Source organism: Candidatus Obscuribacterales bacterium (assembly GCA_019744775.1).
Classification (GTDB): domain Bacteria; phylum Cyanobacteriota; class Vampirovibrionia; order Obscuribacterales; family Obscuribacteraceae; genus SBAT01.
Genome location: JAIETZ010000004.1, coordinates 392,731 through 419,237 on the forward strand (window position 1 = coordinate 392,731; position 26,507 = coordinate 419,237).

General features: G+C 47.0%; 27 protein-coding genes. 11 read left to right on the forward strand and 16 right to left on the reverse strand.

The window, feature by feature from the left end:
• Nucleotides 1–4 precede the first annotated feature (4 nt).
• Together rsmA and K2Y22_11230 are read right to left on the reverse strand one after the other, a co-directional pair.
• The gene (gene rsmA / locus K2Y22_11225; GenBank protein ID MBX9879018.1) at nucleotides 5–862 is read right to left on the reverse strand and encodes a 16S rRNA (adenine(1518)-N(6)/adenine(1519)-N(6))-dimethyltransferase RsmA; all 858 of its coding nucleotides are present in this window, start codon (nucleotides 860–862) and stop codon (nucleotides 5–7) included.
• Complete coding sequence (locus K2Y22_11230) at nucleotides 859–2,265, reverse strand: hemolysin family protein (protein ID MBX9879019.1); 1,407 nt, start codon at nucleotides 2,263–2,265, stop codon at nucleotides 859–861. Before K2Y22_11230 ends, rsmA begins: the two co-directional genes overlap by 4 nt.
• 308 nt (nucleotides 2,266–2,573) lie before the next feature.
• Between K2Y22_11230 and K2Y22_11235 the strand changes: the two genes are divergently transcribed.
• Nucleotides 2,574–2,906, forward strand: a complete 333-nt coding sequence (locus K2Y22_11235; GenBank protein ID MBX9879020.1) for a hypothetical protein — start codon at nucleotides 2,574–2,576, stop codon at nucleotides 2,904–2,906.
• Here the strand turns inward: K2Y22_11235 and K2Y22_11240 are convergent.
• Nucleotides 2,875–3,624 (reverse strand): DUF4013 domain-containing protein, encoded by a 750-nt coding sequence (locus K2Y22_11240; protein MBX9879021.1) that lies wholly within the window; start codon nucleotides 3,622–3,624, stop codon nucleotides 2,875–2,877. The genes K2Y22_11235 and K2Y22_11240 overlap by 32 nt on opposite strands.
• Nucleotides 3,624–4,451, reverse strand: a complete 828-nt coding sequence (surE, locus tag K2Y22_11245) for a 5'/3'-nucleotidase SurE (GenBank protein MBX9879022.1) — start codon at nucleotides 4,449–4,451, stop codon at nucleotides 3,624–3,626. The genes K2Y22_11240 and surE overlap by 1 nt, the downstream gene beginning before the upstream one ends.
• Before the next feature lie 167 nt (nucleotides 4,452–4,618).
• Between surE and K2Y22_11250 the strand changes: the two genes are divergently transcribed.
• Complete coding sequence (locus K2Y22_11250) at nucleotides 4,619–5,725, forward strand: hypothetical protein (protein MBX9879023.1); 1,107 nt, start codon at nucleotides 4,619–4,621, stop codon at nucleotides 5,723–5,725.
• 9 nt (nucleotides 5,726–5,734) lie between these two features.
• Here K2Y22_11250 and K2Y22_11255 read toward each other — a convergent pair whose 3' ends face one another.
• Nucleotides 5,735–6,181, reverse strand: coding sequence for a helix-turn-helix domain-containing protein (locus tag K2Y22_11255; protein MBX9879024.1), 447 nt, complete (start codon nucleotides 6,179–6,181; stop codon nucleotides 5,735–5,737).
• A gap of 172 nt (nucleotides 6,182–6,353) precedes the next feature.
• On the opposite strand from K2Y22_11255, the gene K2Y22_11260 reads away from it, so the two are divergent.
• The 3 genes from K2Y22_11260 (at nucleotide 6,354) to mqnE (ending at nucleotide 10,030) form a co-directional block, all read left to right on the forward strand.
• Nucleotides 6,354–7,532: a diguanylate cyclase gene (locus K2Y22_11260; protein MBX9879025.1), complete on the forward strand. Its 1,179-nt coding sequence runs from the start codon at nucleotides 6,354–6,356 to the stop codon at nucleotides 7,530–7,532.
• 23 nt (nucleotides 7,533–7,555) lie between these two features.
• Entirely contained in the window at nucleotides 7,556–8,746 is a 1,191-nt protein-coding gene (locus tag K2Y22_11265) for a DNA double-strand break repair nuclease NurA (GenBank protein MBX9879026.1), read from the forward strand.
• Between the two features lie 102 nt (nucleotides 8,747–8,848).
• Nucleotides 8,849–10,030 carry an aminofutalosine synthase MqnE gene (mqnE, locus tag K2Y22_11270; protein MBX9879027.1) on the forward strand — a complete coding sequence of 394 codons (1,182 nt, stop codon included), beginning with the start codon at nucleotides 8,849–8,851 and terminating at the stop codon, nucleotides 10,028–10,030.
• Here mqnE and K2Y22_11275 read toward each other — a convergent pair.
• On the reverse strand, nucleotides 10,027–11,037 hold the full coding sequence (locus K2Y22_11275) for a tetratricopeptide repeat protein (protein MBX9879028.1): 1,011 nt from the start codon (nucleotides 11,035–11,037) through the stop codon (nucleotides 10,027–10,029). The genes mqnE and K2Y22_11275 overlap by 4 nt on opposite strands.
• 151 nt (nucleotides 11,038–11,188) lie before the next feature.
• Between K2Y22_11275 and dprA the strand changes: the two genes are divergently transcribed.
• On the forward strand, nucleotides 11,189–12,322 hold the full coding sequence (gene dprA, locus K2Y22_11280; protein MBX9879029.1) for a DNA-processing protein DprA: 1,134 nt from the start codon (nucleotides 11,189–11,191) through the stop codon (nucleotides 12,320–12,322).
• Here the strand turns inward: dprA and K2Y22_11285 are convergent.
• Both K2Y22_11285 and K2Y22_11290 read right to left on the reverse strand, forming a co-directional pair.
• Entirely contained in the window at nucleotides 12,279–12,779 is a 501-nt protein-coding gene (locus tag K2Y22_11285; GenBank protein ID MBX9879030.1) for a GNAT family N-acetyltransferase, read from the reverse strand. The two genes, dprA and K2Y22_11285, sit on opposite strands and share 44 nt — an antisense overlap.
• 13 nt (nucleotides 12,780–12,792) lie before the next feature.
• Nucleotides 12,793–13,575, reverse strand: coding sequence for a TatD family hydrolase (locus K2Y22_11290; GenBank protein MBX9879031.1), 783 nt, complete (start codon nucleotides 13,573–13,575; stop codon nucleotides 12,793–12,795).
• A gap of 111 nt (nucleotides 13,576–13,686) precedes the next feature.
• On the opposite strand from K2Y22_11290, the gene K2Y22_11295 reads away from it, so the two are divergent.
• The 4 genes from K2Y22_11295 to hflX all read left to right on the forward strand — a co-directional run bounded on the left by K2Y22_11295 (nucleotide 13,687) and on the right by hflX (nucleotide 18,327).
• Nucleotides 13,687–14,454 carry a 1-acyl-sn-glycerol-3-phosphate acyltransferase gene (locus K2Y22_11295; GenBank protein MBX9879032.1) on the forward strand — a complete coding sequence of 256 codons (768 nt, stop codon included), beginning with the start codon at nucleotides 13,687–13,689 and terminating at the stop codon, nucleotides 14,452–14,454.
• Nucleotides 14,455–14,502: 48 nt separating this feature from the next.
• Nucleotides 14,503–15,063: a TonB C-terminal domain-containing protein gene (locus K2Y22_11300; GenBank protein MBX9879033.1), complete on the forward strand. Its 561-nt coding sequence runs from the start codon at nucleotides 14,503–14,505 to the stop codon at nucleotides 15,061–15,063.
• Nucleotides 15,050–16,510: an FAD-binding protein gene (locus K2Y22_11305; GenBank protein ID MBX9879034.1), complete on the forward strand. Its 1,461-nt coding sequence runs from the start codon at nucleotides 15,050–15,052 to the stop codon at nucleotides 16,508–16,510. The genes K2Y22_11300 and K2Y22_11305 overlap by 14 nt, the downstream gene beginning before the upstream one ends.
• A gap of 89 nt (nucleotides 16,511–16,599) precedes the next feature.
• Nucleotides 16,600–18,327 carry a GTPase HflX gene (gene hflX / locus K2Y22_11310; GenBank protein ID MBX9879035.1) on the forward strand — a complete coding sequence of 576 codons (1,728 nt, stop codon included), beginning with the start codon at nucleotides 16,600–16,602 and terminating at the stop codon, nucleotides 18,325–18,327.
• Here hflX and K2Y22_11315 read toward each other — a convergent pair.
• Entirely contained in the window at nucleotides 18,324–20,492 is a 2,169-nt protein-coding gene (locus K2Y22_11315) for a S8 family serine peptidase (GenBank protein MBX9879036.1), read from the reverse strand. The two genes, hflX and K2Y22_11315, sit on opposite strands and share 4 nt — an antisense overlap.
• Before the next feature lie 159 nt (nucleotides 20,493–20,651).
• Here K2Y22_11315 and K2Y22_11320 point away from each other — a divergent pair, with 159 nt between their 5' ends.
• Nucleotides 20,652–21,116, forward strand: coding sequence for a hypothetical protein (locus tag K2Y22_11320; protein ID MBX9879037.1), 465 nt, complete (start codon nucleotides 20,652–20,654; stop codon nucleotides 21,114–21,116).
• On the opposite strand, the gene K2Y22_11325 is transcribed toward K2Y22_11320, so the two are convergent.
• The 7 genes from K2Y22_11325 to K2Y22_11355 all read right to left on the reverse strand — a co-directional run bounded on the left by K2Y22_11325 (nucleotide 21,113) and on the right by K2Y22_11355 (nucleotide 26,419).
• A complete protein-coding gene (locus tag K2Y22_11325) occupies nucleotides 21,113–21,802 on the reverse strand; it encodes a pirin family protein (protein MBX9879038.1) in 690 nt (229 codons plus the stop codon). The genes K2Y22_11320 and K2Y22_11325 overlap by 4 nt on opposite strands.
• Nucleotides 21,803–21,909: 107 nt before the next feature.
• Nucleotides 21,910–23,115, reverse strand: coding sequence for a S41 family peptidase (locus tag K2Y22_11330; protein MBX9879039.1), 1,206 nt, complete (start codon nucleotides 23,113–23,115; stop codon nucleotides 21,910–21,912).
• Between the two features lie 142 nt (nucleotides 23,116–23,257).
• The gene (locus K2Y22_11335) at nucleotides 23,258–24,931 is read right to left on the reverse strand and encodes a UbiD family decarboxylase (GenBank protein MBX9879040.1); all 1,674 of its coding nucleotides are present in this window, start codon (nucleotides 24,929–24,931) and stop codon (nucleotides 23,258–23,260) included.
• A gap of 139 nt (nucleotides 24,932–25,070) precedes the next feature.
• Entirely contained in the window at nucleotides 25,071–25,463 is a 393-nt protein-coding gene (locus tag K2Y22_11340) for a type II toxin-antitoxin system VapC family toxin (protein MBX9879041.1), read from the reverse strand.
• Nucleotides 25,454–25,714 carry a hypothetical protein gene (locus K2Y22_11345; protein MBX9879042.1) on the reverse strand — a complete coding sequence of 87 codons (261 nt, stop codon included), beginning with the start codon at nucleotides 25,712–25,714 and terminating at the stop codon, nucleotides 25,454–25,456. Before K2Y22_11345 ends, K2Y22_11340 begins: the two co-directional genes overlap by 10 nt.
• 62 nt (nucleotides 25,715–25,776) lie before the next feature.
• Complete coding sequence (locus tag K2Y22_11350) at nucleotides 25,777–26,181, reverse strand: type II toxin-antitoxin system PemK/MazF family toxin (GenBank protein ID MBX9879043.1); 405 nt, start codon at nucleotides 26,179–26,181, stop codon at nucleotides 25,777–25,779.
• Nucleotides 26,174–26,419, reverse strand: a complete 246-nt coding sequence (locus K2Y22_11355) for a ribbon-helix-helix domain-containing protein (protein MBX9879044.1) — start codon at nucleotides 26,417–26,419, stop codon at nucleotides 26,174–26,176. Before K2Y22_11355 ends, K2Y22_11350 begins: the two co-directional genes overlap by 8 nt.
• Nucleotides 26,420–26,507: the final 88 nt, after the last annotated feature.

The window sequence follows — 26,507 nt, forward strand, 5'->3', positions numbered from 1 at the left end:
TCTCTCACTGTCTAACGTCGTTTAAAGCATCCGCCAACAAAGCAAATTGCTTCAAGGACAACCTTTCGGCTCTTACTTGCGGGTCGAAAGAAAGCTTCCTAAAAACATCGTCTAATTTGTCTTGAGGCAGATTGAGGAAAGACAATGTGTTTTTCAACATCTTGCGGCGCTGACTAAAACCTGCCTTTATGACCTGACGCAAAAGCTTGTTGTTTGTACATTCAATTGCCGGTTTTTCTAATAGATCAAATCGAACAACGGCTGAATTGACATTGGGAACAGGATAAAAAGACTCTTTGGGCACTTTGCGAATTAACTTAGCATTTGCGAAGTAATTAACAAGCAGTGTCACCTGGCTGTAATCCTTGCCGCCAGGGGTTGCTGTAAATCTTTCGGCAACTTCCAGTTGCACAGTAAGCACGACTGACTTAATGCGCTTAAGCCAGGCTGAAGGTTCACCAATCTCACCAAATAAATGCGCGATTATTGGAGCCGTAATCTGGTAAGGCACATTGCCTACAACAGTCAGCTTTTGTCCATCAGTCAAGGCAGAGTTAATGTCATAACGCAAGAAATCGCCGTGCACCACTTCTAGATTGCCGGCATTGAGTTTATCCAGAGACTGAACAGCTTCTCTATCTAATTCAACGGCGACAATATTGGCACCGCTTTCGATAAGAAAACGTGTGAGAAAGCCTGCTCCCGGACCTATTTCCAAAACCCTTTCGCCAGGCTCCAGTTGAGCTGCCTCAACAATGTCCGACAAGGCTTCGGTATCAACCAAAAAATGCTGACCAAGATGTTTCTTGGTGTGAAAGCTTCTTGCCAGTTCAATTAGCTGCTGTTGTGAGGGCAATGTCACTTGGTCGCCTCAACCGACTTAGACTTCTTGCCATTGCCGGATGCAGGCTTAGAGCCGTCAGCTGCTTTTCCATCCGTATCTTGCGAAGCCTCAGCTGCCTCATGTGATTCAGGCACGGCACAAACAAATGGCGTCTTTATCAAACGTACTTTGATGATTCGGTGACGGTCGGCTTCCTCGACCCTGAGTGTAAATTCTTCAGTGCCGACTTCGTCGCCCGGCTTCGGCTCACGACCCAATAGACCAAAGACATGACCGCCTATGGTATTGAACTGTTCATCGGTAATCTCAAAGCCTAGCTTATCCTTCACTTCATCAAGGGAAACTTTGGCATCAAGCAGATACGAACCATCCTTATCTACTTGAACGTATTCTTCGACAATCTCGTGTTCATCGGCAATATCGCCGACAAGCTCTTCCAAGAGGTCTTCTATCGTCACCAGCCCACGCGTGGCGCCGTATTCATCAACAACAATAGCCATGTGTGTTTTGCTTGAACGAAACTCCGACAAAAGGTCATTGACGTTTTTGTTTTCCGGAATGATAAGAATTTTGCGGGCTAACTCGCGCACTTTGGCATTTTCTTTGCGCTCAACAAAAGCTCTTAGCGCATCACGAATGTGCACGGTTCCGAATATTTTGTCTATGTCTTCTTCATAGACAGGCAAACGTGAAAGACCATGCTTCAATGCCAGGTCGCAGAAGGTGCGAATCGTTTCATCAGCCTGCATGCAAATCATGTCGGTTCTCGGCGTCATAACTTCTGAAGCTTCCGTGTCGGAAAAATCAAAAACGCTATGCAGCATTTCTTGCTCTTCTTCTTCCAGTACACCTTCTTCGTGGCTGGCTGACACAAGCATTTTCAACTCTTCTTCCGAGTGAGCAAAATGCCTGCGAGGAGCGTCTTCAACATTTAACAAGCGCAGTACGAACTCAGTAAAGCCGTTCAATATAATAATGAATGGCGTAGCAAGCCAGCACCAGCCTTCCATAGGCCAGATAAGCGGCATAATTACTTGCTCGGGACGTTGGAATGTCCAGGTTTTTGGAATCAGTTCACCAAATACCGTTTGTACAAAAGCAGTTATGGAAAAGGCTGCAACATAACAAGCAACTTTGGCTGCGGCAATAATATGAGGTGCAAATCCTGCAGCTGTGCCGGCACCTATTACGGCATCAGCTAAATCGCTGGCAAAAGCTTCTTCGCCGACAGCACCAAGGGCCAGTGTCGACAAAGTGATACCAAGTTGGCAGGCGGCAATGAATCTATCGGGATCGTTTAAGGCTTGCTGCACCATGCCGGCAGTTTTATTTCCTTCTTCAACCAATTGGTCTATGCGACTGCGGCGCACACGGGCAAGGCCCATTTCTGCCGCCACGAAGAAGGCATTAACAAGGATCAAAAATAGGATGAGCAGAATCTGTAAAATAAAAAAACTCAGTTACGCACTAGCGCAACTGACCCCCTTGAACAAAAATTGCAAAACTAAAAGATCCCCAGTGGTACACAACTGGGGAGGTTCATCAGAACTGGCAATACTACTTCGAGATTCTTCCATCTGTTTTGCTGCTTAAGATTTCCTGGCACGTCTGCCAGAAACCTCCAACACATATCCTATCATAGGCATTTTCGAGGTTATCAAGATATTATCCCTATCTATAGCCGGCAAACCGTCCCTTCATGCCATAATTTGCCCGTCAAACCGCTCTTGTGAACAAGCAAATGCGCATTTTTGCCATCAATTTACTCGTTTTAGCTGCAATGGCTCTGTCCGCGCCGGTTTTTGCCGAAGCAAGCAGTTCCGAGAATCTTAATGTCCCGAAGCTGTCAGATAATCTGGACACCTCGCAAAGGCTTATCATCCGCTTGTATTACATCAAGGATTTGGCACTCGATAATCTGAGACATTTTGCACCTAATGAAGTCGAACAGCTTGACAATTGCTTAGAACTAGTTAAGCAATTAACCGACAAGTGGGAGCTGTCCGTCTCGTTTCCGAAAATACCTTTAATTAGTCCGCTGCAGAATTGGTTGCCGCAATAGGTGGCTTTACAGAAGCCCAGGCTTGAGCAAGTAGTGTAGCGTTGATTACTTGTCCGACAAATAGCGTTGTCGGCAAAAAGAAAAGACCGACAACAGTAACTATTGGAATAACTGTCATCACGACCTGAATGCCCAATCCTAATAACCAGGCTGTAACAAATATCTTGGGCGCCTTTGCTATCTGCATGTAGACTCTCATAACCTGCCAACCGGCTGACATATTTTCTTCAACAGCGAAGTTAACCAGCAAATACGATAGTGTCATGTTGGCTAACATAGTCAGCACAACAATATCGATAATGGCAAAGACTGCAAACGGCAAGAAATATGGAGAAGCAAAATCCATGAAGCCTGACATTGTGCCGATAGACAAAAGACCAAGTGCACTTATAGGAATAGCCACCGTGAAAACAAACTGCACGGCCATCCAACTAAGACCGGACATCAACAAATCCATCCAGTCATTCCAGTCGGGCAATTTTGCATTTGTGTCAGCGGCACGCACACGCGCAACACGCAACACATAGCCGGTAATTAAGGCACTCAATGCCAGTGACACCGGCAAAGTCATTAAAGACGCAGCCCCTAATACCAATACAGCAGCGCTGAGCATACCACCCATGCCTGTTTTGAACATCCATTCCGGATCACGAAAGACACCATCTAAGGCTAATTGAGCGTCAAGTTGATTTTGCCGGGCGCTGTCTGCGCTCATCATTAAGATCTCTCTTTCAAGCTTTGCGGCTCATTCATCGAATGGGCAAAATCTTTCAGCAAACCAAACAAAGACTGAGAATCAGTCATAGTCTTCATTGTTTCTCTATTGGTCATATTGAAAGCAATTGGAGTAATTGAGATCATTTGATTCAAAATTGCCCAAGTATCCGTGCCTTCTTCTTTGGATTCTTCTACGGCATGTCCGGACAACCAGTAATAAACTCTACCGCGCGGATCCATGCGCTTGTCGAAGTGATCGTTGTAGAGTCTGACACCCAGTTCGGTAATTGCTACGCCTTTTATTTCGCTTGCCGGCAGGGCAGGAACATTCACATTCAAAAGTGTCTTCCCCGGTAATTTCACGGAAGGCAAAACCTTCAAAAGTCTGGCAACAAATTCTGCTGCCACGGAAAAATCTTTGTACCCATAACCAGCCAGGCTGACAGCAATGCTTGGTATTTGCAGAAAAGCACCTTCCATGGCTGCTGAAACGGTACCAGAGTAAAGGATTTCATTGGCGAGATTGGGTCCGTGATTAATTCCCGAGACAATCAAATTCGGTATTTCCGGCAGCAGGGCGCTAATTCCAAATTTAACGCAATCGGATGGAGTACCTGTCGTCGACCAGGCACCTTTGGCATTGCCCGGCAAGGTGACTTCTTCCACTCTTAAAGGATCATGCAAGGTAAGTGCGTGGCCGGTTGCGCTGCGTTCTCTATCGGGCGCGACCACATAGACCTGGTATTCAGGCTCTTGGGACAACCGTTGCGTAAGGGTTTGGATTCCGTTAGAGAAGATTCCGTCGTCGTTTGAAATTAGAATGCGCATTAGGTATCCCGATAAGCTTGCTATAAGAGTATAACTCTTGCCCTGGAAACCCACCTGAAACCGAGCCGGGCTTGCTCTTAGGTTGTAAAACCAGTAGTATGCCTTGAGGAGCAAGACCTGCCTGCCGGGCAGATGATCTTAATTTCATTGAGAATTGGGGCTAGAACATGTTTGAAAGATTTGGACCGGAAGCTTTAGCGATTATCGAAGATGCCAAAGTGGAGAGCCAAAGACATAAGGCAGGGTACGTAAACACTACTCATTTGCTCATGGCATTGACCAATGCCGGCGCGGAGATCGCCTGCCAGGCGCTCAATTCGGTAAACGTAACCTATGACAGCATAGGCAGGGAAGCAGCTAAACTCACAGTTAAGCGCGGCGCAGAAGTCGTTTCCGTCTTTCCTCAGCGCTCGTCGGCTTCCTACACCGAAGGCAGCATCGGATTTTCCGAAGCCGCTGCAGAAGTGCTGCATGGCGCACGCGATCAAAGCCGCTACTTCGGTCAATCATCAGTAAATCCAGAGCATATACTTTTGGCAATTACCGAATCTAAACAAGCCAGCGCCATGAAGATTCTTGAAGAGCTAGGTGCCAATATTACTTTCCTTCGCAGACAAGTAATGAGCCTAATGGCGCATGAAGTATTTGCCAGCGACACAGCACCACTTCTGCGCACTACACTCATAGACGGGCTGACGGATGTCATTTCGCACAACTTACAAGCTTCAGATTCACTAAGAAAACTCTCTCAGCGAGCAGCAGGCAAAGAAAAGACTCACAGGAATGGTTTGCCTGATGACAATGAAATCGTGCACATGGCTTTGGTCAGTTACATTCCTGACTTTCTCTATACTCAAGTTACTTTCCAACGCTATTTATTGCAAAAGTCTATTCATTGTTTGACGGAACGTACTGGTCCACTTGATCAAGAATTGTCGGCAAGCATTATTTCGTCTGCAGCACAAAACTTGCGCAAAGAAGTAAGAGAAACAATTGAGTATCTCTGGAGTCACGAGTATCGCATCTTCACACAAGTCCTTGATGATGCCGAACATGATTTGATCGGAAGCGTCATTGAAGATCTCTGGTGGACTGAATCAGAAGAATTGGCTCTTGAAGAACTTTTCGATAACGCGCTGGAAGATCACAGACGCAAACAAGTCTTGAGCCTGCAAAAGCGTAGACTAGAATTAGCGCAGCGTCTCAATCGCCTAAGAGAACGTCTGGAAAGCACCATTCACCAGAGCTTCCAAAAACGCAAAGCGACTGCGTAATAGTTCTGACTACTTCAATACAAACGGGCAACTAATACAAAATGCCTTGGCAAAGGCTATCGGCTTGCCTTCAATATCATACCCTTCCTGAATGCTGCACTTAAGCGTGCCGCCACAATCAGGACACTCAATATCACGTGCGCCCTCAAGAATAGCTTCGCCCAAAGACTCGCGCTCAAGCCTCTGAGCCTCGGATTCGTCCAGGTTGGGTCTAGCTTCCACTTCTAAAAGTAATCGTGGCTCAACAGAAAGTGCTTTGGCCAACAATTGTCTGTCCGTAGAAGACAACCAAGACTCCATACCTGCTTCAATCTCTTCAATTCTCAACTGACCAAGGCGTGACAATTTGCCCAGATCGCGAACGGTCATATTGCGAAAGTCCCGAAGTTGTCCGACTCTTTGGGCAAGGGTCGGCGCCAAAATCATCTTTGCAGGCAGGGGGCGGCTTTGTTTCACGTTTCTACTTTTGTATTTGAAGTTTTTATGTTTGAAGACCTACTAAAATACCAATAAAAGAGCTAGAAGTTGCAAGCAATGGCTCAGACTTACAAATATGTTAAATAGACGGGCAAATGAAAAATCAAGTCTCCTGCCGCGGGCAAGCCGCCAGCGCCGGGAAACCATGCTTATGTCCCGAGAGTCTTTTAAACATCTCCTTCTCAAGTACTGCCAGCGCGAGATTCGCGATGGGCGGGACTTTTGCCTGGCTGGTCTAAAAGTCCTTGAATACGAGCAGGTTTTTCAAGCAAGCGAACAAGCAGCAGACCAGCTATTGCGGCTTGTAGAGGATATTTGCCTGCGCAGCCAGCGCGAAAAGGACCGGCTTTGCCGTCTCGATTCCGGCATTTTTATCCTTGTATTGCCCGACACGGATAAAGAAGCGGCGCAAAACACTCTAGACCGCCTAGCAGTCACCTTAGCCGGAGCCAAAAGCCACTATCACCAGAAGCCACTCAAAGCCAGCACTACCTTTCGCGTGGCTCATTCAAAAGACCTTGGCGCAAATATTGAATCTTTATTGAATGCAATTGGTTGTTGCCTTGATGAGAGAGGCACTATCGAGCTCTTGCAGTCTCAAAAACAATCGGAATTACCATCCACAGATTCGGCTACTTTTGAAATTTGGCGCCGCCGATATAAGGAAATAGCCGGCATTGAAACACAAGCGATGAACATCCAAGGTCATGAAGTTACTAAGACAAATCACAGCGCATGCGATAGTTGGGCGAATAAAAAAATAGTCTTGGAAAAATTCTCTTTTGCGCACAACGGCATGGACACAATAACCAAACGCTTGCGTGTCTTGGAAGAACTGGATCATCCTTCAATTAATGCGGTAAGAGATTTTCAATTCGAAAACAATGAAAGTCTTTGGGTAGCAAAACCGCTTTTGTCTTACCCTTCACTCAAAACGTATATACAAAAGGCCACCATCAGCGAAAGCATAATTCTAGATTGGTGCCACCAGTTACTCAATTTAATCATCTATCTGCAATCCCTTGTGCCGCCTGTCGTTCCGCCATTATTCAGCGAGGAAAATTTGCTTATTGGAGACAACTGCCAACTCATTTTGTCCAACTTCGAAGCAAATTATTTGTTTGCCTGCCTGAAACACGGGGAACAAAATAGCAGTAACACTGATGTGAATTATCAAGCAGTAATTGTTAGTTTGGGTCAGCTCATGCTCAGTATTTCAAACGACAGAGATTCAAAAATTGCAAATCTTCTGCAACAGCTGAAAGATCCTCTCTCAAAAGAATTGAACACTGCTTACAAAGTGCGTCAGGCATTGAAACCATATGCTTAGACATGCGAGAGTGCCAACCAACAATGCTCGACTTCCGCAAGCTTATGTCGCAAATTCAACAGATAGGCAAAGAGTCTCTTCTGGACAAATTGCCTAATGAAGACATTTTGGTCAATGCAACGCAAGTATACGAATCGGCAAAAGAAGCAGCAGTGCAATTTGCCAATCGCATTGAAAGTAATGCAGCCCTTGTTTATTGGCCGGCAGCAACGCCTTTGGAAGTTTTTGGTCACGATTATCGCGTTGAGAAAAACACTAAGCCGTTAACAGTGGTTGCTGTCGACGGCTCGCAAATTATGCCTAGCCACCATGAAGTCTTGAGTTGTTATCTTCTCAATGTCGGAATTACTGTAATTAGCTACGGCGTCGAGAAACCCGCAGTTTTGGAAAGTCAGCCGCATCTTTTCCATAAACCGGATGACTTATACCCATTGGTCAACAAAAGGCGAATTCACATAGATGAACTTTACGTTTCACTAGAACGTAATTTGCTGGAACTTAAAACACTCCTAGAAAGAGCAATCGAGGCAAAATCCAGAGACTTGCCGGTAATAGCTTTCATGGACGGCTCACTATTGCCATGGTCGGTGGACAAAATGCCTGAGTCCTATCAACAAGAATTCTTCCAAAGATTCATTGGCACTCTTAATGAATTTCAAAAAGAAGAGATACCTGTCGTTGGTTATATAAGTCACAGTCGCAGCTCAGACATTGTTAACTGCTTGCGCATCTGGCAGTGCCCATATGAAAAATCCGATTGTCGAAAGAATTGCGGTCATTTAAACGAAGAAAATTTTCCCTGTTCAACAATTTGGCCATTATCCGATAGGCAACTACTCTCGGGCGAACTGGAAAGACACAAACGAACAGCAACATTTGCTTCGGGCGCAGTGGTATCAAAAATAATGCCGCCGCAAACACAAATTTGCCTTTCTTATTTACACACCGGATACGAAGTTGCGCGGCTGGAATTTCCTCGCTGGGTTTTTGAGCGCAAAGACCTCTTTGAGTTGATGTTTTCAGCAATTGCCGCCCAGGTAGAAAAAGGGCAGGGTTATCCTGTTTCCTTATCTGAGGCTCATCACTTGGCTGTCATAAGAGGGGCGGACAGATTGAAATTTTTTGACCTGCTTGCCAGGCAGTTGATATCTCTTGGACTGAAAAGGGTCTCCACGAGCCCGAAAGAGAATAGAAAACGGCGCGGAGTCGTTTAATCTTGACATCAGCCGGTCCGTAATATTAAGGATGACATGTTACGATCTGTAGTCGGCGCTCAGGCGCCCTGATTCTTAGTCCTGCGTAATGAGGAGTCCAGCGTGTCTACAGCACTTGATCAAGCTTTGAATGCAGCCAACCCGTTGAGCGATATCGCCAACAAAGTAGTGAAAGGCGAGCGCATAAGTCGTGATGAAGCTATTCGCATGTACCAATCAGATGATCTTGTCACCATTGGTGCCATCGCTGAATTTGCTCGCATGCGCAAAGCAGGACCCGGCAAAGAAAAGTATGTTTACTACATTCACAACATGCACTTAAATCCAACGAATTATTGCATGGAGACTTGCCGTTTTTGCAGTTATGCTAATCCAGAAGATCAAAAGCGCGCTTACACATGGACTGTAGACAAAGTTTTGGAAGAAGCAGGCAAAGGCGCCGCATTAGGTATTCGCGAAATTCACATGGTCGGTGGTTTGAATCCAGCTTGCGACATCAACTACTACGAAGAAGTGATGTCTGCCTTGCGCAAAAACTTTCCGCATATTCACATCAAGGCAATGACTGCCGTTGAAATAGATTACCTGGCAAATCTGGAAGGCATCAGCGTTGAAGAAACTCTTGAGCGCTTGATCAAAGCCGGACTGCAATCTATGCCAGGCGGTGGCGCTGAAATATTTGATGAAGCCGTGCGTGAAAGAATGGCTGTCAAAAAGACTCCAGCCGATCGCTATCTCTACATACACGGAGCCGCTCACAAGCTCGGCTTGAAGAGCAACGCAACCATGCTCACAGGCATTGGTGAATCTATCGAAAACAAGGTTGACCATATTTTGTTATTGCGCGAGCAACAAGACAAAACCGGCGGCTTTATGTGCTTCATTCCATTGAAGTGCTACTACGAAGGCACCAATATTGCCGATGAAGTAACCGAACCAACCGGCTATGACATTTTGAAAGACGTAGCAATTTCACGCATCTTGCTCGACAACTTTGATCACATCAAAGCTTACTGGATTCAACTTGGCGAAAATCTTGCACAAGTTGCCTTCTCCTTCGGCGCAGACGATATGGACGGCACAATTCTCGAAGAGAAGATTACTCACGCTGCAGGTACAAAGACTCCTCTGCAGTTAGCCAAAGAGTCATTGGAATATCAAATTGCCTCAGCCGGTTACATTCCAGTTGAGCGCGATACGGTCTATAACATTGTCAGAGTTTGTGAGCCTGTACTTGAAGCAGGCATGCCTGAGCCATTGAAGACTCTAGAGCTTGCGCATTAGCGAATAGCTTGTCCGCCACGCAGACCTAAGTTCTGAAAAGAACTGTCACCTTGGGGCGCTTCAAATTTATCAAGCTTGTCTTCCAGACTTGCTGTTACGTTATTCTGTGGTTTTTGAGCGAGATTTTCCGCATGAGCAAGTCCTTGCTTGAATCTTTCATCGTATGGATTGAGCTTCATTGCCTGTTTGTAATAGTCGACTGCTTTATCCGGTTGATTCAGTGCAATGTATACAGTCGCCAGATTGCTTTTGCAAATTGCCTGATTGGGTGACTTTTCATCAAGAGCAAGATACAAATTCAATGCTACTTCATAGTCGCCTTTCATGTAAGCGCGCATTGCCGCACTGGATATTGAGCGGACTTGCACACTGCGAGAATCAAGTCCCGCGTACTTTTTCATCTTCTCTTGAAGCGCCGCTACAGCATTACGATATTCCACTTTTTCCGGTTTAGAGGCTAATGCTTTGCGGTAGCTGGAAAGTGCTTCGGCTAAATTGCCCGAGCCTTCATCAATGATACCGAGACTGAAATTCGCATCAACGTTATTTGGATCAAGCTGAATTACTTGCTCAAATAGATCGCGAGATTCAACCAGCTTGCCACCGCGAAATAGTTTTACTGCTTCGGTCAAAAGTTTTGTTGTCTGCTCTTCATCGGCTGCTTTAATTGCAACTTGTGCACGTTGAATGGCGCAATCTACATCATTGACTTGCGTAGTGTTATCCGTAACCGGTTCAGACGGTTGTGCGGAAGAAATTGCTTGGGAGGAAGGCAAGTCTTTGGTCAAACGGTTTAGACGTTCTTCGGTCGTCCCTTGCAGACTTTCACCGAAGACATTTTTTTCCAATCGGGCGAGCCTAGTGTTTGTGTCCTGACCGACAAAATCATGCAGGAAAAAGCGATTTTCCAGCTCGGATAAGGTCGCTTCATCTCCGGCGAAGGCAGGAAGTGCCATGATGAGAGCAAATATTAGACTGGTTAATTTTGCAAGTTTCGCCAATTTCATAGATCCGTTAGCCCTTGAGTTCTCAGTCAGTCGAGCCATTTCCAGGCGAAATTAATGGTAAAGACTTCCAATTAATCTGTAATTGGGGAAACTACGTAAAAGCAAAAAGTCATGAGCTTATACTGGAATCCGCTGTTAATGGGTGCCGACTATGGAAAATACCCTGGACCAACTAAGCGACGAAGAATTATCCTGCTGGCTGGCATTCAGCTACCTGTCAGGGGCCGGCATCGGCACGCGGCGCATTGCCGCGCTCTACGAGAAGCTCAACAGCTTAATTCCAGTCTGGGAAGGCACACGAAAGGTTCTGGAAAGCCTCTCGCTTTTCACCCCGGACATGATCGACAAATTCCTGGCAAAGCGTGACGCCATTGACCCGGAAAAGCTTTTGAAAGAAGTACGAGATCAAGGAATTGAGGCTTATCCTCTCTGCCACCCGGACTATCCCTATCGACTAAAACAGATTCATGATCCACCTTGTGTCCTCTATGTCAAAGGCAAATTGCCCGCGGACTCTTTTGATCACGCCATTGGCGTTGTCGGCACCAGACGCCCGACCTCCTACGGTTCACGAATCGCCAAAGAGGTGGCGGCAGGGCTTGCTTCCAACGGAGTACTTATCGTAAGCGGCATGGCTATTGGTATTGATTCTTACGTGCACAGAGCAACAATTGACGCCGGCGGACAAACCGTGGCGGTTGTAGCGTCCGGCGTTGACCAATGCTACCCGTCATCAAATAAGCCACTCTACGAAATGCTTATCTCTGGACAACACGGAGCAGTGGTATCTGAATACTTCCCTGGCGTCAAACCGGAATCGTGGAGATTCCCTGCCCGCAATAGAATTATTAGCGGACTAAGTCAGGCAGTTGTCGTTATAGAAGCCGGTGAAAAATCCGGTGCGCTAATCACCGCACGCATGGCATTTGAACAAAGTCGCGATGTATTTGCATTCCCCGGTCGCATTGACAGTCCAGCGTCCGTCGGCGCCAATAATCTCATTTCCAAAAACATGGCTAAACTTACAGTCAGCTACGAAGATGTCTTGAAAGAACTCAATTGGGTATCAACACCAAAATTAAGCGACAAGGTGCAAGTAGTCGAACTTTTCGGAAGGGAAAAGGACATCTACGAATTGCTTTCCAACGAGCCAATGCACTTCGATGTATTGTGCGAAAGAACAGGCATTGCCCCTGGCGAACTTTCAGCCAGCCTGACAATGCTTGAATTAGCTGGAGTTGTTAACCGCCAACCTGGCGATTGGTATGCGCGGGAACATCAGTAGACGCGTGCACATCCAGTCGGTACGGTATCCAATCAGCCATTGAGATTGCGCCTAGTCGGTCATAGAAATCAATTGCTAGTTTGTTCCAGTTCAAGACTTTCCAGTCCATGCGTGCGTAGTTTCTTTCTTTAGCAATTTCATTCAAGCGTTCAAATAATGCTCGTCCGACTCCGAACTTCCGCGCACTGGGTCTGACAAAAAGATCTTCAAGATAAAGTCCTGCTTTGCCTTCCCAAGTTGAATACGACTGAAAGAAAAGAGCAAATCCGGCAGGTTCGCCTTGAACTTCGGCAATGAGACATTCGAAAGGAGGATTTTCTTTCTGCAATTGCTCACGCACCATCTCCGGTGTTGAAGTCACCAGATGAGCAGCATTTTCGTATTCAGCCAATTCAGTTATAAAAGTATTTATTAGTTCAGCATCGGCTACTGTAGCCATGCGGCAATTAACGGTCATTGTTGTCTCCGATTTAAGAAGGCAGATTGAAAAGTCGGCGAGCGTTTTCTACTGTTTGCGAGGCTATTTCATCAAGCGATACGCCTCTTAGCTGAGCAAGCTTTTCAGCCGTATGCCAGACATATGAAGGCTCATTGCGTTTTCCTCGCATGGGTTGCGGCGCTAAATATGGACAATCTGTTTCCACAAGAATGCGATCAGCTTTGACTAATAGAGCTGCTGCTTGAATATTTTTTGCGCTGCTAAAAGTGACAATGCCGGAAAATGAAACGTAAAAGTCTAACGCCTCAATACGGGGCAACACTTCCGGTCCACCAGTGAAACAGTGAAAAACACCGCGAACTTTTCCTTGACCAACTTCTTCAAGTAATTGGAAAGTATCGTCAAACGCCTCGCGCGAATGAATAATTAGAGGCTTGTTTAAATCGCGGGCGATTTCAATTTGCGCCTTGAAGCAAGCGAGTTGGGCTTCTCTATCGCTGTGGTTGTAGTAGAAATCCAAGCCGCATTCACCGATGCCTACAACGCGATTATGCTTGGCGGCTTCGCGGATTGTTTTATCTGCCTCGTCATTCCAGATGCTTGCCTCATGTGGGTGAAGCCCAACACCAATGAAAATTTCCTTGTACTTCTCAGTCAGCTTAACCATCTCGGGAATGGTTTTCAGGTCGACACCGGCCTGCACAATTTGCACGACGCCTTCGGCAAAAGCACGCGCGATGACCTCTTGCTGGTCCTCGGCAAACGAGTCCCAGGTTAAATGGGCATGGCTGTCGATAATTTGACCCTTCGGCATGGGCACTATTGTAGCCAATCAGGCATCTTTGTATAAAACCCTGTTGCCAAGGGGCGGTTAAACGGGGGGTCGTAAAGGGTACGAGAAAGGTGGGCCAACTGAGGTTATGTCATGCCAGACTTCTTCAGCGTTTTATACGGCATTTACTTCTTCACGATGGGTTTCGTGCTACTGACTGTGTCCGCCGCAGTTAAGGTCGTCACTTTTCCTTTCGACAAGACCGGCAAGCTGACTCATCATTTCTCAAGCTTGAGCGGACATCACTTTATACGCGTCAACCCTGGTTGGTCGGTCAAATTCGACGGGCTCTCGACGATCGAGCCAAACATGAGTTATGTATTTGTTTCCAACCATCAATCCCTAATGGATATCTTGGTCCTTTACGGCATTATGCGTCCATTCAAATGGGTTTCCAAAGAGGAGATGTTTCGCGTCCCCGTTATCGGCTGGACACTTACGCTCAACCAATATGTCCGAATCAGACGCGGCAATGGCTCCAGCACAAAAGAAATGCTCAAATCCTGTCGATATTGGTTATCTCAAAAGACTTCGGTAATGATGTTTCCCGAAGGCACGCGCTCGCCAGACGGCGAGATTCAAAAATTTCGTTATGGTGCCTTTAAGTTGGCGGCAGATGCTGATGTACCAATTCTTCCTATCGTGATTGATGGTACAAGGCAAATCATGCGAAAAGGATCTCTGCAAATTGGTTTTCATTCAGATATAAGAGTAAAAGCTCTCGCTCCTGTCTATCCCAAGGATTTCAATTACGACTCTCATGCCTTAAGTAATTACGTACGCAGTCAAATGATCGTTGAATTGAGTAAATTACGTCAAGAAGCCCAAGAGCAGGAAACGCTAGGCATGTCGGTAGCATAAAGCTATTACTGCTGCTATATTTTGAGCTATACGTTAAGACAAGGCTCAATGACAACTCGAATCCTTCTTGCTGGTCTTCTCACTCTTACTACTGCGGGGTTTGCCCTCAGCAAACCGGCATTACATGGCTCCGTTGGGCAAGACGAAAATATCGCACCGGCAAAGCCGGGTAAGTCATCTACTTCACTTGGAAGAAGTGACATTGAGAAGACCTTTGTTCCGGAAAACAAGCCCGAAAGCAAAGAAATAGAACTTGCCTGGGACGCTTGGCACAAACGTTTGGCAGAAGCAATTTATGCGCGCTTTGATTTTTTAGCTCTGCAAAAGTTTGAGGACAGCCCTCCTTTAGGAGTCAAAATCCGCTATGTAGTGACCAAGGATGGCCGCATTGACGGACTAACGGTATTGCAGAAGTCTTCAAATATGATGTTCGATACTCTCGCCTGTCACGCAATTATGTGGCAAGCAAGAAAACCTGATCTTTTAAAATTCCCCGAGGGATCAAACAGGCAATCGGTAGAAAAATTTGCCACCTTCACACAAAACATGGGTGATGAGGGTTATAAGGCAACCGAAGGCGATAAGGAGACGGTAAATGTCGGACACTAAGTATCATCAGTTAGAGCAGGAATTAGTCGGCATCGTCGGACGTGATCATGTTTTATCATCACCCGTGGATCTTGCAGTATATGAATGTGACGGAGAAACGCTGGATACGGCTCGTCCGGATTTAGTTGTACTTCCCGGAAACTCCGACGAAGTATCGGCAGTTGTGAAACTAGCCAATAAGCACAAAGTGCCTATTTCCCCTCGTGGCGCAGGTACTGGACTATCAGGTGGTGCCACCACAATCATGGGTGGTATCAGTCTTGTTCTGACGCGCATGAAGAAAATAATCAATATTGATCCGGAAAATCTCACCGCAACTGTAGAAGTTGGCGTAACCAATATTGCTGTTTCCAAGGCAACAGCCAAATGGGGTCTTTATTTTGCTCCGGATCCATCCAGCCAAATTGCATCAACAATTGGCGGTAATATCGCCGAGAATTCCGGTGGTCCGCATACGCTTAAATACGGCATGACAAACCAGCATGTAGTGGGCGTAAAGGTAGTTCTACCGGACGGTCGAGTTACAACTTTTGGCGGCAAGGCGCGTGACAATTCAGGATTGGATCTTCTAGGTGTCTTTATTGGATCGGAAGGCACACTCGGCATTGCGGTTGAAGCTACGTTGAAGCTAACTCCGTTACCTAAGCAAATTGAAACTATGATCGCCTATTTCCCCTCAGTAGAGAAAGGCGGGCAAGCCGTATCAGACGTTGTTGCTCATGGCGTAATTCCAGCTGCTATGGAAATGATCGACAAACTAACTCTCAATGCTGTTGAGGACGCTTTAAAGTTAGGACTGCAAAAAGATGCGGGTGCACTTTTGATTGTCGAACTCGACGGACAAAAGGCAGGCATTGCCGCACAAAAAGAAATTGTTATTGATTGCGTCAAGAAAAATAGCGCCACTAATATTTCATGGGCAGAAAACCCTCAGGAAAGAATGTCTATATGGAAGGCGCGTAAATCGGCCTTTGGAGCGCTCGGCCGAATTGCTCCACATGCATATGTGTTGGACGGAGTAATTCCAAGATCAAAACTAGCTGAGGCAATTTCTTCAATTGCAGCCATCAGCGAAAAATACAAAGTGATGATCGCAAATGTATATCATGCAGGCGATGGCAATTTGCACCCGGCCATTTTGTTTCACCGCGACAATCAAGAAGAGACTCTGCGCGTGATGAATGCAGCCCGGGAAATTTTAGAGCTGTGCCTGATGCTGGGCGGCACATTATCAGGCGAGCACGGTATAGGAATTGAGAAATTGGACGAGATGCCTTTGGCTTTTAGCCAAACAGATCTCCAATGCATGTCTTATGTGCATACTGCTTTCAATCCAGAAGGTATATTGAACCCCGGCAAGGTTGTTCCGAACCTCAAATCTTGCGGTGAGTCAGGCATTCGCCCCTTGCTGCGTCACCAGCTATCGGCAGCCGGAACATTAAATTAGGCGTCTAATAATTGCCATTTTGGGGTATGATCCCACTGTGAGACTTCAATACTGGGTGCCAAAAAACAATCAGAGAGGTAGTAACTAACTTGCACGGCAAACTTGATCTGTCGAAAAGTAAAGGCCTGAAAAAATCTGAAATTAAGAAGCTTGAACGACTTCTTCAAGAACGCATCCCAGTCGATAAAGTACTCACGCTAGATATTGCCGAATCGGCTGCAGAATTCTCCCACGAAACTGGTTATCCTATATCTCTGGTCATTGACCGGCGTGGTCAGGTCGTAAATGTCACCCTCGGGCAACCCTCCGATGTAAATATGCCGGAGTTGCGCGGCGTGCGTGTGGGACCGGGACGTCTTTGCGGTCATCGCATTATTCATACCCTTTTAGTAAACGGCGGCAATAAGGTCAATCGCCAGACTCCATCTAAAGAAAGTCTGCAAGTCCTTGCTCGTCATCGCCTTGATCTTTTAGCAACGATTGAAGTAAACCCTCAGGGATCATTTAGTAGCAAGAAAGGTGAACATGGCGTATTGGCCGATGTTGTCCATATCGCACATTTGCTGCCTAAGCGTTCCAGCGATGGTGATATTTGGAAGCTGATGCAACCATCTACTGTTCGCATGGCCGAAACTGAAGATTTTGCAGGGTTGATATCTTCTCTGGAAGATGAATTTTCCAAGCTTGCTCCAAACCTGAAATTAGGCAAAGGCGAAGAACGCGCAGTTTTGGCAGGACTAATAACTGCAGAAACCGATGCTTGGATGGTGGAAGACGAACTAGATGAGCTTGCTCAACTAGCTCGATCGGCAGGAGCTACTGTATGCGGTCGCCTTACTCAAAGCCGCTTTACGCCTGACGCACGATACTTTTTCGGCTCCGGCAAAGTGCAGGAGCTTGCCCTTCTCGTACAAGAGATGGGGGCCAATCTGGTTATCATTGATGATGAGCTGACTCCAAATCAACAACGCAATTTGGAAGAGATTGTCGGCGTCAAAGTAATTGATCGGACAGAACTAATTCTCGATATTTTTGCTCAACGCGCACAGACCAAAGAAGGAAAACTGCAAGTTGAGCTTGCTCAACTCAACTATCTTTTCCCACGACTAATCGGTAAAGGATTGACCTTGAGCAGACTGGGCGGCGGAATAGGAACAAGAGGCCCTGGTGAAACCAAGCTTGAAGTTGACAGACGCCGTATCCGCGATCGCATTACGCTTTTGCAAAAGCAAACAGTCAACATTCACAACTATCGTCAAACACAAAGACGCAAGCGCCAGGATGAACATTTGCCGACAGTAGCGCTTACTGGTTATACAAACTCAGGCAAATCAACTCTTTTGAATGCTTTGACTAAAGCTGAAGTGCTTGTGGAAAACAAACTCTTCGCTACGTTGGATCCGGCAACTAGAAGAACCGTCCTGCCGGACAACAGTCCTGTATTGATGACAGACACGGTAGGATTTATCAAAAAGCTGCCGACAGATCTTATTGCGGCATTTAAAGCAACACTTGAAGAAGTTGCCATGGCAGATGTTCTTATGCACGTTGTTGATGCTTCGCATCCAAACGTCTTAGACCAGATAAATTCCGTCTACGATGTATTGAGCGAGCTTTCCGCTATCGATAAGCCGATGATCACTGTCTTGAATAAAGCCGATGTCGTGCGTCAAGAAGATTTAGAATGGCTCGCAGCACAAGTGCCAAATCCAATTGTCGTTTCAGCAATTAAGCGCCAAGGTTTAGGTGGACTACTTAAACAAGTGCAGTCGATTCTCGAAGAGGTTTGTCCGGAGCGACGTCTTTACTCAGCTTAGTGTCCTTTGTCCGGTGTAGCAGGCTTTGGAGCCGGAGCTGAACGTCTCGGTTGGTTACCGCCGGACCTTGATCCTCTGGATTGACCGCCCCTGTCCCCACCACCGGAACTGCCGGCTGCGGTGCCGCTTCCTGCTGAGCTACTGCTGCTATTTCCTCCACCGGAACTACCGCCGCCGCCTCCGTAGCTGCCGCCACCACCCGAGCTGTCACCGCCTCCTCCTGAGCTACCGCCACCACCGCCTGAGCCGCCGCCACCTCCGCCTCCACCACCGCCCGAGCTACCGCTTGGTGGACTACCGCCTCGTGACCCGCCGCCACCACCAGTGCCACCACTGGCAGTTCCACCACTGGCAGTTCCACCGCCTGAGCTGGTTCCTGTACCTTTTGATGGTTCCGACGAGGATGCGTGAGATGTTCCCGGTGCAGAAGCATTTGATGTTTCCGGTGCTGACGAATTTATTGCATCCGCCGTAGATGGTTTCGTTGGCTCTGGAGAAGACGCATTCGCTGTCTCCGGCGCAGATGCTTTTGGTGCTTCCGGCGCTGGTGCATTTGCAGTCTCCGGTGCCTGCGGTCTCGTCGGTTCCGGCGCTGGTGTATTTGCTGTCTCCGGTGCAGATGCTTTTGGTGCTTCTTGCGCTGGTGTATTTGCTGTCTCCGGTGCAGATGCTTTTGGCGCTTCTTGCGCTGGTGTATTTGCTGTCTCCGGCGCAGATGCTTGTGGTGCTTCTTGCGCTGGTGTATTTGCTGTCTCCGGTGCCTGCGGTCTCGTCGGTTCCGGCGCTGGTGTAGCCGGTGCAGATGCATTGGTGGTTACAGGTTGAGATGTTGCAGGTGACGACACAGGTTTGGGAGGCGTTGCAGTTTGAGTACCTGTTTTAGCAGTTGTGCCCGATTGTGGACGCGGCTTCGGAGTTCTCTCCTGAGGTCCTGTTGCAACCATGCTGCCCTCAACAAATGTTCCAGATGCGGCCAGTGCTTTTTCAGCATTGATAATTCCATATCCAAGTCCGGGACCTGAAGACGTTGTGCCTTTCGTTAGACAATACAGTACTTCGTCAGCAGTAAAAGTTGGATGGTTATTCCAAACAATTGCTGCCACAGCAGCTACTTGAGCTGCTGCAAACGACGTGCCACTAACAGTGACGAGCTTGCCCGTATTATCAGTTGCGAAAATGTTACTACCTGGAGCACCAAACCACACAGGACCACCGTAATTGGAAAAACTACAGCGCTGTCCTTCCTTGTCTGCCGCACCCACAAGAATTAGGTTTGGACTAATCCAACCGTTTAGTCTCATACCGGCATTTCCGGCTGGAGCAAAAACGAGTCCGCCATCATCGTGAAACAACCCTATCATGGCGTAGACCAGAGGATGACTCTTTAGCGTCCAACCAGCATCAATTGGACAAGCACCAATAACAACTATCGGTGAATTCGTTTTTTTGCGGGCTTCAGCAAAACCCATGATTATGTGTTCGTCATCCGTTCCATATTGATTACCAATTTTGATTGACATTGCGTAAGCGCCCGTATCCGCACCGGCTATGTCTTTGTTGTTATTACAGATTGCCGCAGCCACGCTTGCGACCTTGGTGCCGTGACCTCCCTCGGGGACTTCATCTAATTGATAATTGCCGCCGTATGAGCTTCCATAAACTACGTCCGCTCCGCCACTAGGGCATTTCCCCTGAAGATCTCCCAATGCAGTTATTCCTGAATCCATAAAAGTTATGTAGTGGTTGTACGCCTTGGACACTTGCCATGCCTTTGGAAAGCTGCAATAGAACAAATTCCATTGATTGGAGAAATACGGATCATTGGCTGCAGCTGAAGTTTGATTCCATGCACAACGGTAGTTAAGCTGTGCACCCACGACCGATGGGTCTTTCGCTAGCGTTGCACAAATTTCAGGTGCCTTGCCCGCTGGAGTCTGAATTCTCAGTAAATGCGCAAAAGTCAAACTACGATCAGCGACTACCTTTGCACCAAGTGATTTCACTAATTCAGTACATTTCAACTGATCAGCGGGTACTGCCAGAACAATATCAGGCTCATAATTCAGTCCGGAAGCATAAGAAGGCGGAACGATACCGGAGAGTATCAAACTGAAAACAACCAAAAATTTCGCAGCAAGAGACCTTATTGAATCACGCTGTCCCATTGATCCTCCCAGTCCAGAGCACAATACTAAGCCTTCTATACATATACCCGCATACTCATACCCGCATACTCACGCTTGGCACCACCAGTTAATGTTAAGCCCTGGTGACTATCAGCTTGCCTATGGGTATATCTGAAATTGGTGAGCGAGAGGCTGCATATGTTAATTCGACTAACGCTGAGTTTGTCATTATTGCTGGCAACAGCATTCTATAATCCTGCCTTTTCGCAGAATCAACCTACCTGGCGACAAACTCTCGGAACACAACAGAAGCAACAGAATTTTTGGGATGGCTGGTTTAAGAATGATCAAGCGCAAGTCACAGCGGAAAACAATCGCAAAAAATGGAATGAACTGCAATTGAAGGCTGAATGCAAAACAACCTTGATGAATCCGCAACTACGTGGCTCAAATGACCCCTCGAAGACTTTTAAGAATATGCTTGGTCAAACAAATACCACTTCCGGGCACATGGCTGGTTACAATGGCAATCAAGGATATGGAACAAATTACGGCACCTATCAGGATGGTGGTCAGCGAGTTACCGGACAGTATGACGGTATGGGCGCAATGGGACAAGACACTGGCGCCGCTCCGGTATCGAGAGAAATGCCACGGTATTAATATAGTTTCGACATATCAAATAAAAGTACTTCTGTCAGCTCGAGAGCAGTCAGACTCAGTTCAGACTCATTGCTAACGGCCACACCATCTCCGTACTGGATCTCCAAATCCCCGATTCGTGCATGGCCTTTTACTACCTGCAGCCAGCAGTGCAATGGCACGGCAAGAGACTGACCAGCATCAATGCTGGATCCCAACAGCACAACATTTTGATGAATACAGAGGCTACTCTCAGAGACTTCTGGTCCGGCTAGAATTTTCCATGAGTTTTTACCGAGTTCAATTTGCTTCTGTTCATAGCCTGGTTGAATACCAGATTTTTCCGGACGAATCCAAATCTGTAATAGGTGAACAGGTTCAGAAGCAGAATGATTGAATTCGCTATGTACGACGCCTGTGCCTGCGCTCATGCGCTGTAATTCGCCTTTACGAATAACTTCACATGTACCCATGCTGTCTTTGTGTTCGAGAGCGCCTTCTATTATGTAGGTAATAATTTCCATGTCCCTATGAGGATGCGAACCAAAGCCCTTTCCGGGATCGATCACATCTTCATTGATCACGCGCAACGGTCCAAAACCCATATGTTCGGGATCGTAATATTCAGCAAATGAAAAACTATGCTTACTATCCAGCCAGTCTGAATTGCTTGATCCTCGTTCGGATGCCTTTCTCACACGAATCATATGAGATACCTCTTTAAGATTTCTGCCCTTGGCACTTAAGAAATCTGCCCCTGGCGCCAATCACTCAGCGTAGGGGCAGAATACCCTCGAACCCAACAATACGGCTTTTACGGAACGAATGAGAGGCTGCCGGAAGGAGCTGGATTGTGCAGTTGGGCAATCTTTTCCTTGAGGTAATCGAGTGCCATTTTTACCTGCTCTTCCTTATCTTTGATTTGAATATCCGGAGCTACACCTACTTTGTTGATGTCGCTGCCGTTTGGCGTGAAGTACTTCGACACTGTAATGTGAATAGCCGCACCCCCCGGTAGACGGTTGATCTCTTGTACGAGACCTTTGCCGTATGTGCGAGTACCGATAACCACAGCGCGAGAGTTATCTTTCAGTGCACCGGCTAAAATTTCACTTGCTGAAGCACTATCTTCATCTACAAGGATAACCATTGGCTGATGCGTGAGTGGCTCACCGGAAGCAACGTCAGTGTGCTTGCCATGGCGTCCTATGGTTGAAACAATTGCTCCATCTTCCAAGAGCATATCGGCAATTTCCAAAGCGTTGGAAAGTAATCCGCCTGGATTGTCTCTCAAGTCGACGATTAAACCATCGGTTGTGGACAACTTCTGCAAAGCCATTCTGAACTCTTTGGATGCATCGTTGGAGATAAAAGTCGAGAGTTGGATGTAACCAATGTTCGGTTGCATGATTTTGTAGGACACAGCGTGAATGGTTATTTCTGCTCTAACGATGTTGAACGCCACAACTTGCTCTTTGTGCTTAACTGCAATCTTCACAGGGGAGCCTAGCTGACCGCGAATTTTTTCAGCGGCTTGCTCTGGCGTAAGCCCGATAGCAGAAGAGCCGTCGATCGCTACAATTTCATCTCCAGCTCTTATTCCGGCAATTTCGGCAGGGCTGTTTTCAATTGTGCGGGTGACGATTAATTTGGTGTTGTCCTTCGATTGCTGGAGGTTTATTCCGATGCCGACAATTCTGGCATCTATCGCATCGTTTTCATCCTGGAAGGCTCTAGGATCTAAAAAGCGAGTATAAGGATCAGACAAGCTCTCGAGCATGCGCTTGATAGCCGCATGAGCGTCGCTGCTGTTACGGATTTGCGCGTCGTACTTGTGCTCCCACGCTGTCCAATTCTGATTGTTGAAATTGGCATCGTAGTAGTTGTCTTTTACCAACTGCCAGGCGCGATGATAAATTTCCTGCGGTTGCGAACGATGTCCCTGGGCAGGCTGGTACATCATCGTAAAAGACACAAAAAGGGCCAACAAGCATGACCCGAGGCGCTTGCTCAACTGCATATGTTTCCGTTTTAGTTGGGTTTAGCCCAGGGAACTCAACTCGAAAAGCCCGAATGAAAGAACTGGACTAGTTTTCAGGGATGACTCTTCTGTTATGCCCGAAATTCACATTTCTAAAACTTAGAACATTAAATCTTCTGGTTCAAAACCCGTAATCGTGCCAGCGCTGGGTTACGAGGCTTTTTATGTCCTCAGACATGGTCAATTCTCGTGGCCAATCACGGTTAAAACCTTCCGAGCGCCACTTGCGAGTGGCATCAATACCCACTTTTGAGCCATAACCCAGAATTGGGCAGGCGTGATCCAGAATGTCCAAAGGGCCATCCACAAACATCGTATCCCGCTTGGGGTCACAGTTGCCAAAGACATTGAGGGCAACTTCGGATAAGTTTTGGACGTTGATGTCCTTGTCGACAATAATCACAAACTTAGTGAACATCAGCTGTCCAAGCCCCCAGACAGCTGCCATAACCTTGCGAGCATGACCTGGATAACGCTTGTCGATGGAGATAATGGCGCAATTATGGAAAACTCCTTCCCATGGCAGATTCATATCCACAATTTCCGGCACGAGTAATTGAACCATCGGCAAAAAGATGCGCTCGGTTGCCTTACCTAAATAGCAGTCTTCTTGTGGAGGCTTGCCGACAATAGTTGTCTGATAAATGGGACTGCGTCTGTGTGTAACAGCAGTCACGTGAAACACAGGGAAAAGGCCAGCCAAACTATAAAAGCCTGTGTGATCACCAAAAGGACCTTCTTCTTTTAACTCTTGCTGGTCTACATATCCTTCTATAACAATTTCGGCCGCTGCCGGCACTTCCAAGTCGACGCTTACGCACTTGACCAATTTAACCGGTGACTTGCGCAAGAATCCGGCAAATACCATCTCGTCAATATCCGGCGGTAAAGGAGCTGAAGCAGCATATGTAATAGCTGGATCACAACCAAGAGCCACTGCCACTTCCAGACGGTTGCCCGGCTTCTCATACTGGCTCTTATCGAAAAACGTGCCGTAATTCGGCGGCTCTTCCGGCTGATACGATGGAGATGGATTTGCACCCGCGTGAGAACGGGCTGCGTTGCCAATGCTGTCGAGCATTTCTTGCAGTCGTCCGGTTTCTTCATCGGATGGTCTAAAGCTTATTGCAGCTTGTCCGCCTTTACCTGTTAAGTGGGCAGACTCCATTGAGTCGCGACGCGAATCTTCAAAATGACGAGCTCCGTCGTGATGCTTGTGCCAGTGCATACCTGTCGTTGTGTTGTCGTAACGCTGCAGTCTGTAAATGGCTACGTTGCGAATGCCTGATTTGGGATCTTTGGTGATGACCACAGGCAGGGTAATAAAATCACCAGCATCAAGCGGCCAGCATTTGATGACAGGCAATTTGTCGAGCATCGCCTGAGTCGGATCAGTTACAACAACTTCCTGACATGGAGCTGCCATTCTTGTCACTTTAGGCGGGAATTGACCGACCTCCATGAGAGTTGGAAGCATGGCCATTTTGGCCATTATTGTTTCCGGCACTTTGGGTTTAACAAGCTTGCGAATTCTGTCGGCTATCTCGTCGAGATTATCTACCTCAAGCGCCAGGTTCATTCTCTTAGTCGAACCAAAGGCATTGATAAGCACAGGCATGTCATAGCCTTTGACGTTGGTGAACAAGAGCGCCTTGTTCTTCCCTTCCGGCGATTTGCTTATGCGGTCCGTTATCTCGGCGATTTCCAAGTCAGTCGAAACCGGCACATCAATGCGCTGCAGCTCACCTTCCTTCTCCAGGACTTTCAAAAATTCACGTAAATCGTTATAAGCCATAAAACGCCTCAAGTGCTTGAGTCAGTCAATTGACAAGTCAAAGACCATGTATTTTAGCCGCTTTTGCGCTCATTTCCCTGATACGCGACTTAAGCAACGAGCTTCAAGACAACTCTTGCTTTCCAGCCAACAATACGTCTTAAGCCAAAATGGGAATCTGACGCAGGTGGTCAAAATGTCGATCCCTGCTAAATAGAATAAGCTCATGCTGAATAGCCAGAGCGCCAATCCAAATATCGTTGGTCGGAATTGGCGTACCTTGCTTTTTCAACTGCAGGAAAATTCGAGCATAATGGTGACTGGTATTGTCGTCAGGACAAAGGACATTTACTCGCGGAGAATTGAGAAATCGCACTAAGAGCTGTTCGTTTTCATTACCGCGCGATCCTAGAAGAAACCCAGCGCGCAACTCAGCTAAAACCACAAGTGGCACAAAAATTTCGCTCGCGCGCCGCAATGCTTCCTTAGCCGAATTATCACCTTTGGAAAAATCAACGTAGCGGTTGGTATCAATGGCAATTCTCACTGCCACATCTCGTGGTCTATTTCCTGTTGGGCCAGTATCGCCTGATCAAATTCGGGATCATCATTCCATCGTCCCGATAATTCATCGAGATCAGTGTGTGTGGCACCACCAGGCAAAATTCCTGCCGCCTCACAAAGTGCCTCAACCAGCGCAGTATTCAGGCTTATAGAGTCGGATTTGGCACGCCTGCTCAACAGTTTTTTGACTTGCTCAGGCACATTCCTAATAGTCAGCTGAACGGTTTTTTGATTATGCATGCTTTTCATGTATACATTATATCTGGTAGTGCATACATTGACAAATAACATTCGCGAATTGGCTAAACCAGGGGATTGTCTCCGATGGCGGACTGGATCCCTTTAACGATTTCCTCAAGGGACTTTTCCGAAACGGGCTGCCCTAATGGTCCGTTAGGGTTCAAGCAAGATTTCGCCATAGTGCTTACATAATCACAACGCGCAAATGAGTCTTTTGGTAACCCGCCTTCGCCCTTCGAAACGAATTTGTGAAACGATGGAAAAGGTTTTGCTAAACCGCTGCTGAAAGGAACCACAATCACGTTTTTCAATGCCCGATTACGTGGATCGGTGGAAATAATCAAAACCGGTCGAGGCAAATGAGGATCGTTGGGAAACACCGGATTGCTTTGGGCCATCCATATTTCGCCACGCCGCGGTACGGGTTGAGTCGCCGCAACTTCAAGTTTCTGTTTTCGACTACTCATCGAGACTTTGCCAGAATGAATAGGTGGTTAGCGCGACCCATGAGGCATCTTCTTCCGTTTCAACGTAATTTGCAAAATATGCCTCCTCTTCTTCCTCCGCCTTTTTCCTCAGCCACATTTCAATAGCCTGCTCAACGGCTTCGCTCCGGTTCACTTTTAACTGCGCTACCTTCTCATCAAGACGATCAACGACCGTCTCTCGAACACTGGCAGTGAATTTGCTTTTGCCTTCACCCATGAGCGAATTCCTCAGACCGTACGGCTGGATTCCCTTATGGATTCCATTTTGTCATACCATTTGTCATCCGTCAAGGACAGAGACTATT

Bases quoted from the DNA above. Each gene is read 5' to 3' on its own strand.
- K2Y22_11240 (MBX9879021.1), bottom strand. From the start codon at position 3,624: ATGATGAGCGCAGACAGCGCCCGGCAAAATCAACTTGACGCTCAATTA.
- surE (MBX9879022.1), bottom strand. From the start codon at position 4,451: ATGCGCATTCTAATTTCAAACGACGACGGAATCTTCTCTAACGGAATC.
- K2Y22_11250 (MBX9879023.1), top strand. From the start codon at position 4,619: ATGTTTGAAAGATTTGGACCGGAAGCTTTAGCGATTATCGAAGATGCC.
- K2Y22_11260 (MBX9879025.1), top strand. From the start codon at position 6,354: ATGTCCCGAGAGTCTTTTAAACATCTCCTTCTCAAGTACTGCCAGCGC.
- K2Y22_11265 (MBX9879026.1), top strand. From the start codon at position 7,556: ATGCTCGACTTCCGCAAGCTTATGTCGCAAATTCAACAGATAGGCAAA.
- K2Y22_11275 (MBX9879028.1), bottom strand. From the start codon at position 11,037: ATGAAATTGGCGAAACTTGCAAAATTAACCAGTCTAATATTTGCTCTC.
- dprA (MBX9879029.1), top strand. From the start codon at position 11,189: ATGGAAAATACCCTGGACCAACTAAGCGACGAAGAATTATCCTGCTGG.
- K2Y22_11285 (MBX9879030.1), bottom strand. From the start codon at position 12,779: ATGACCGTTAATTGCCGCATGGCTACAGTAGCCGATGCTGAACTAATA.
- K2Y22_11290 (MBX9879031.1), bottom strand. From the start codon at position 13,575: ATGCCGAAGGGTCAAATTATCGACAGCCATGCCCATTTAACCTGGGAC.
- K2Y22_11295 (MBX9879032.1), top strand. From the start codon at position 13,687: ATGCCAGACTTCTTCAGCGTTTTATACGGCATTTACTTCTTCACGATG.
- K2Y22_11300 (MBX9879033.1), top strand. From the start codon at position 14,503: ATGACAACTCGAATCCTTCTTGCTGGTCTTCTCACTCTTACTACTGCG.
- K2Y22_11305 (MBX9879034.1), top strand. From the start codon at position 15,050: ATGTCGGACACTAAGTATCATCAGTTAGAGCAGGAATTAGTCGGCATC.
- K2Y22_11315 (MBX9879036.1), bottom strand. From the start codon at position 20,492: ATGGGACAGCGTGATTCAATAAGGTCTCTTGCTGCGAAATTTTTGGTT.
- K2Y22_11320 (MBX9879037.1), top strand. From the start codon at position 20,652: ATGTTAATTCGACTAACGCTGAGTTTGTCATTATTGCTGGCAACAGCA.
- K2Y22_11325 (MBX9879038.1), bottom strand. From the start codon at position 21,802: ATGATTCGTGTGAGAAAGGCATCCGAACGAGGATCAAGCAATTCAGAC.
- K2Y22_11330 (MBX9879039.1), bottom strand. From the start codon at position 23,115: ATGCAGTTGAGCAAGCGCCTCGGGTCATGCTTGTTGGCCCTTTTTGTG.
- K2Y22_11335 (MBX9879040.1), bottom strand. From the start codon at position 24,931: ATGGCTTATAACGATTTACGTGAATTTTTGAAAGTCCTGGAGAAGGAA.
- K2Y22_11345 (MBX9879042.1), bottom strand. From the start codon at position 25,714: ATGCATAATCAAAAAACCGTTCAGCTGACTATTAGGAATGTGCCTGAG.
- K2Y22_11350 (MBX9879043.1), bottom strand. From the start codon at position 26,181: ATGAGTAGTCGAAAACAGAAACTTGAAGTTGCGGCGACTCAACCCGTA.
- K2Y22_11355 (MBX9879044.1), bottom strand. From the start codon at position 26,419: ATGGGTGAAGGCAAAAGCAAATTCACTGCCAGTGTTCGAGAGACGGTC.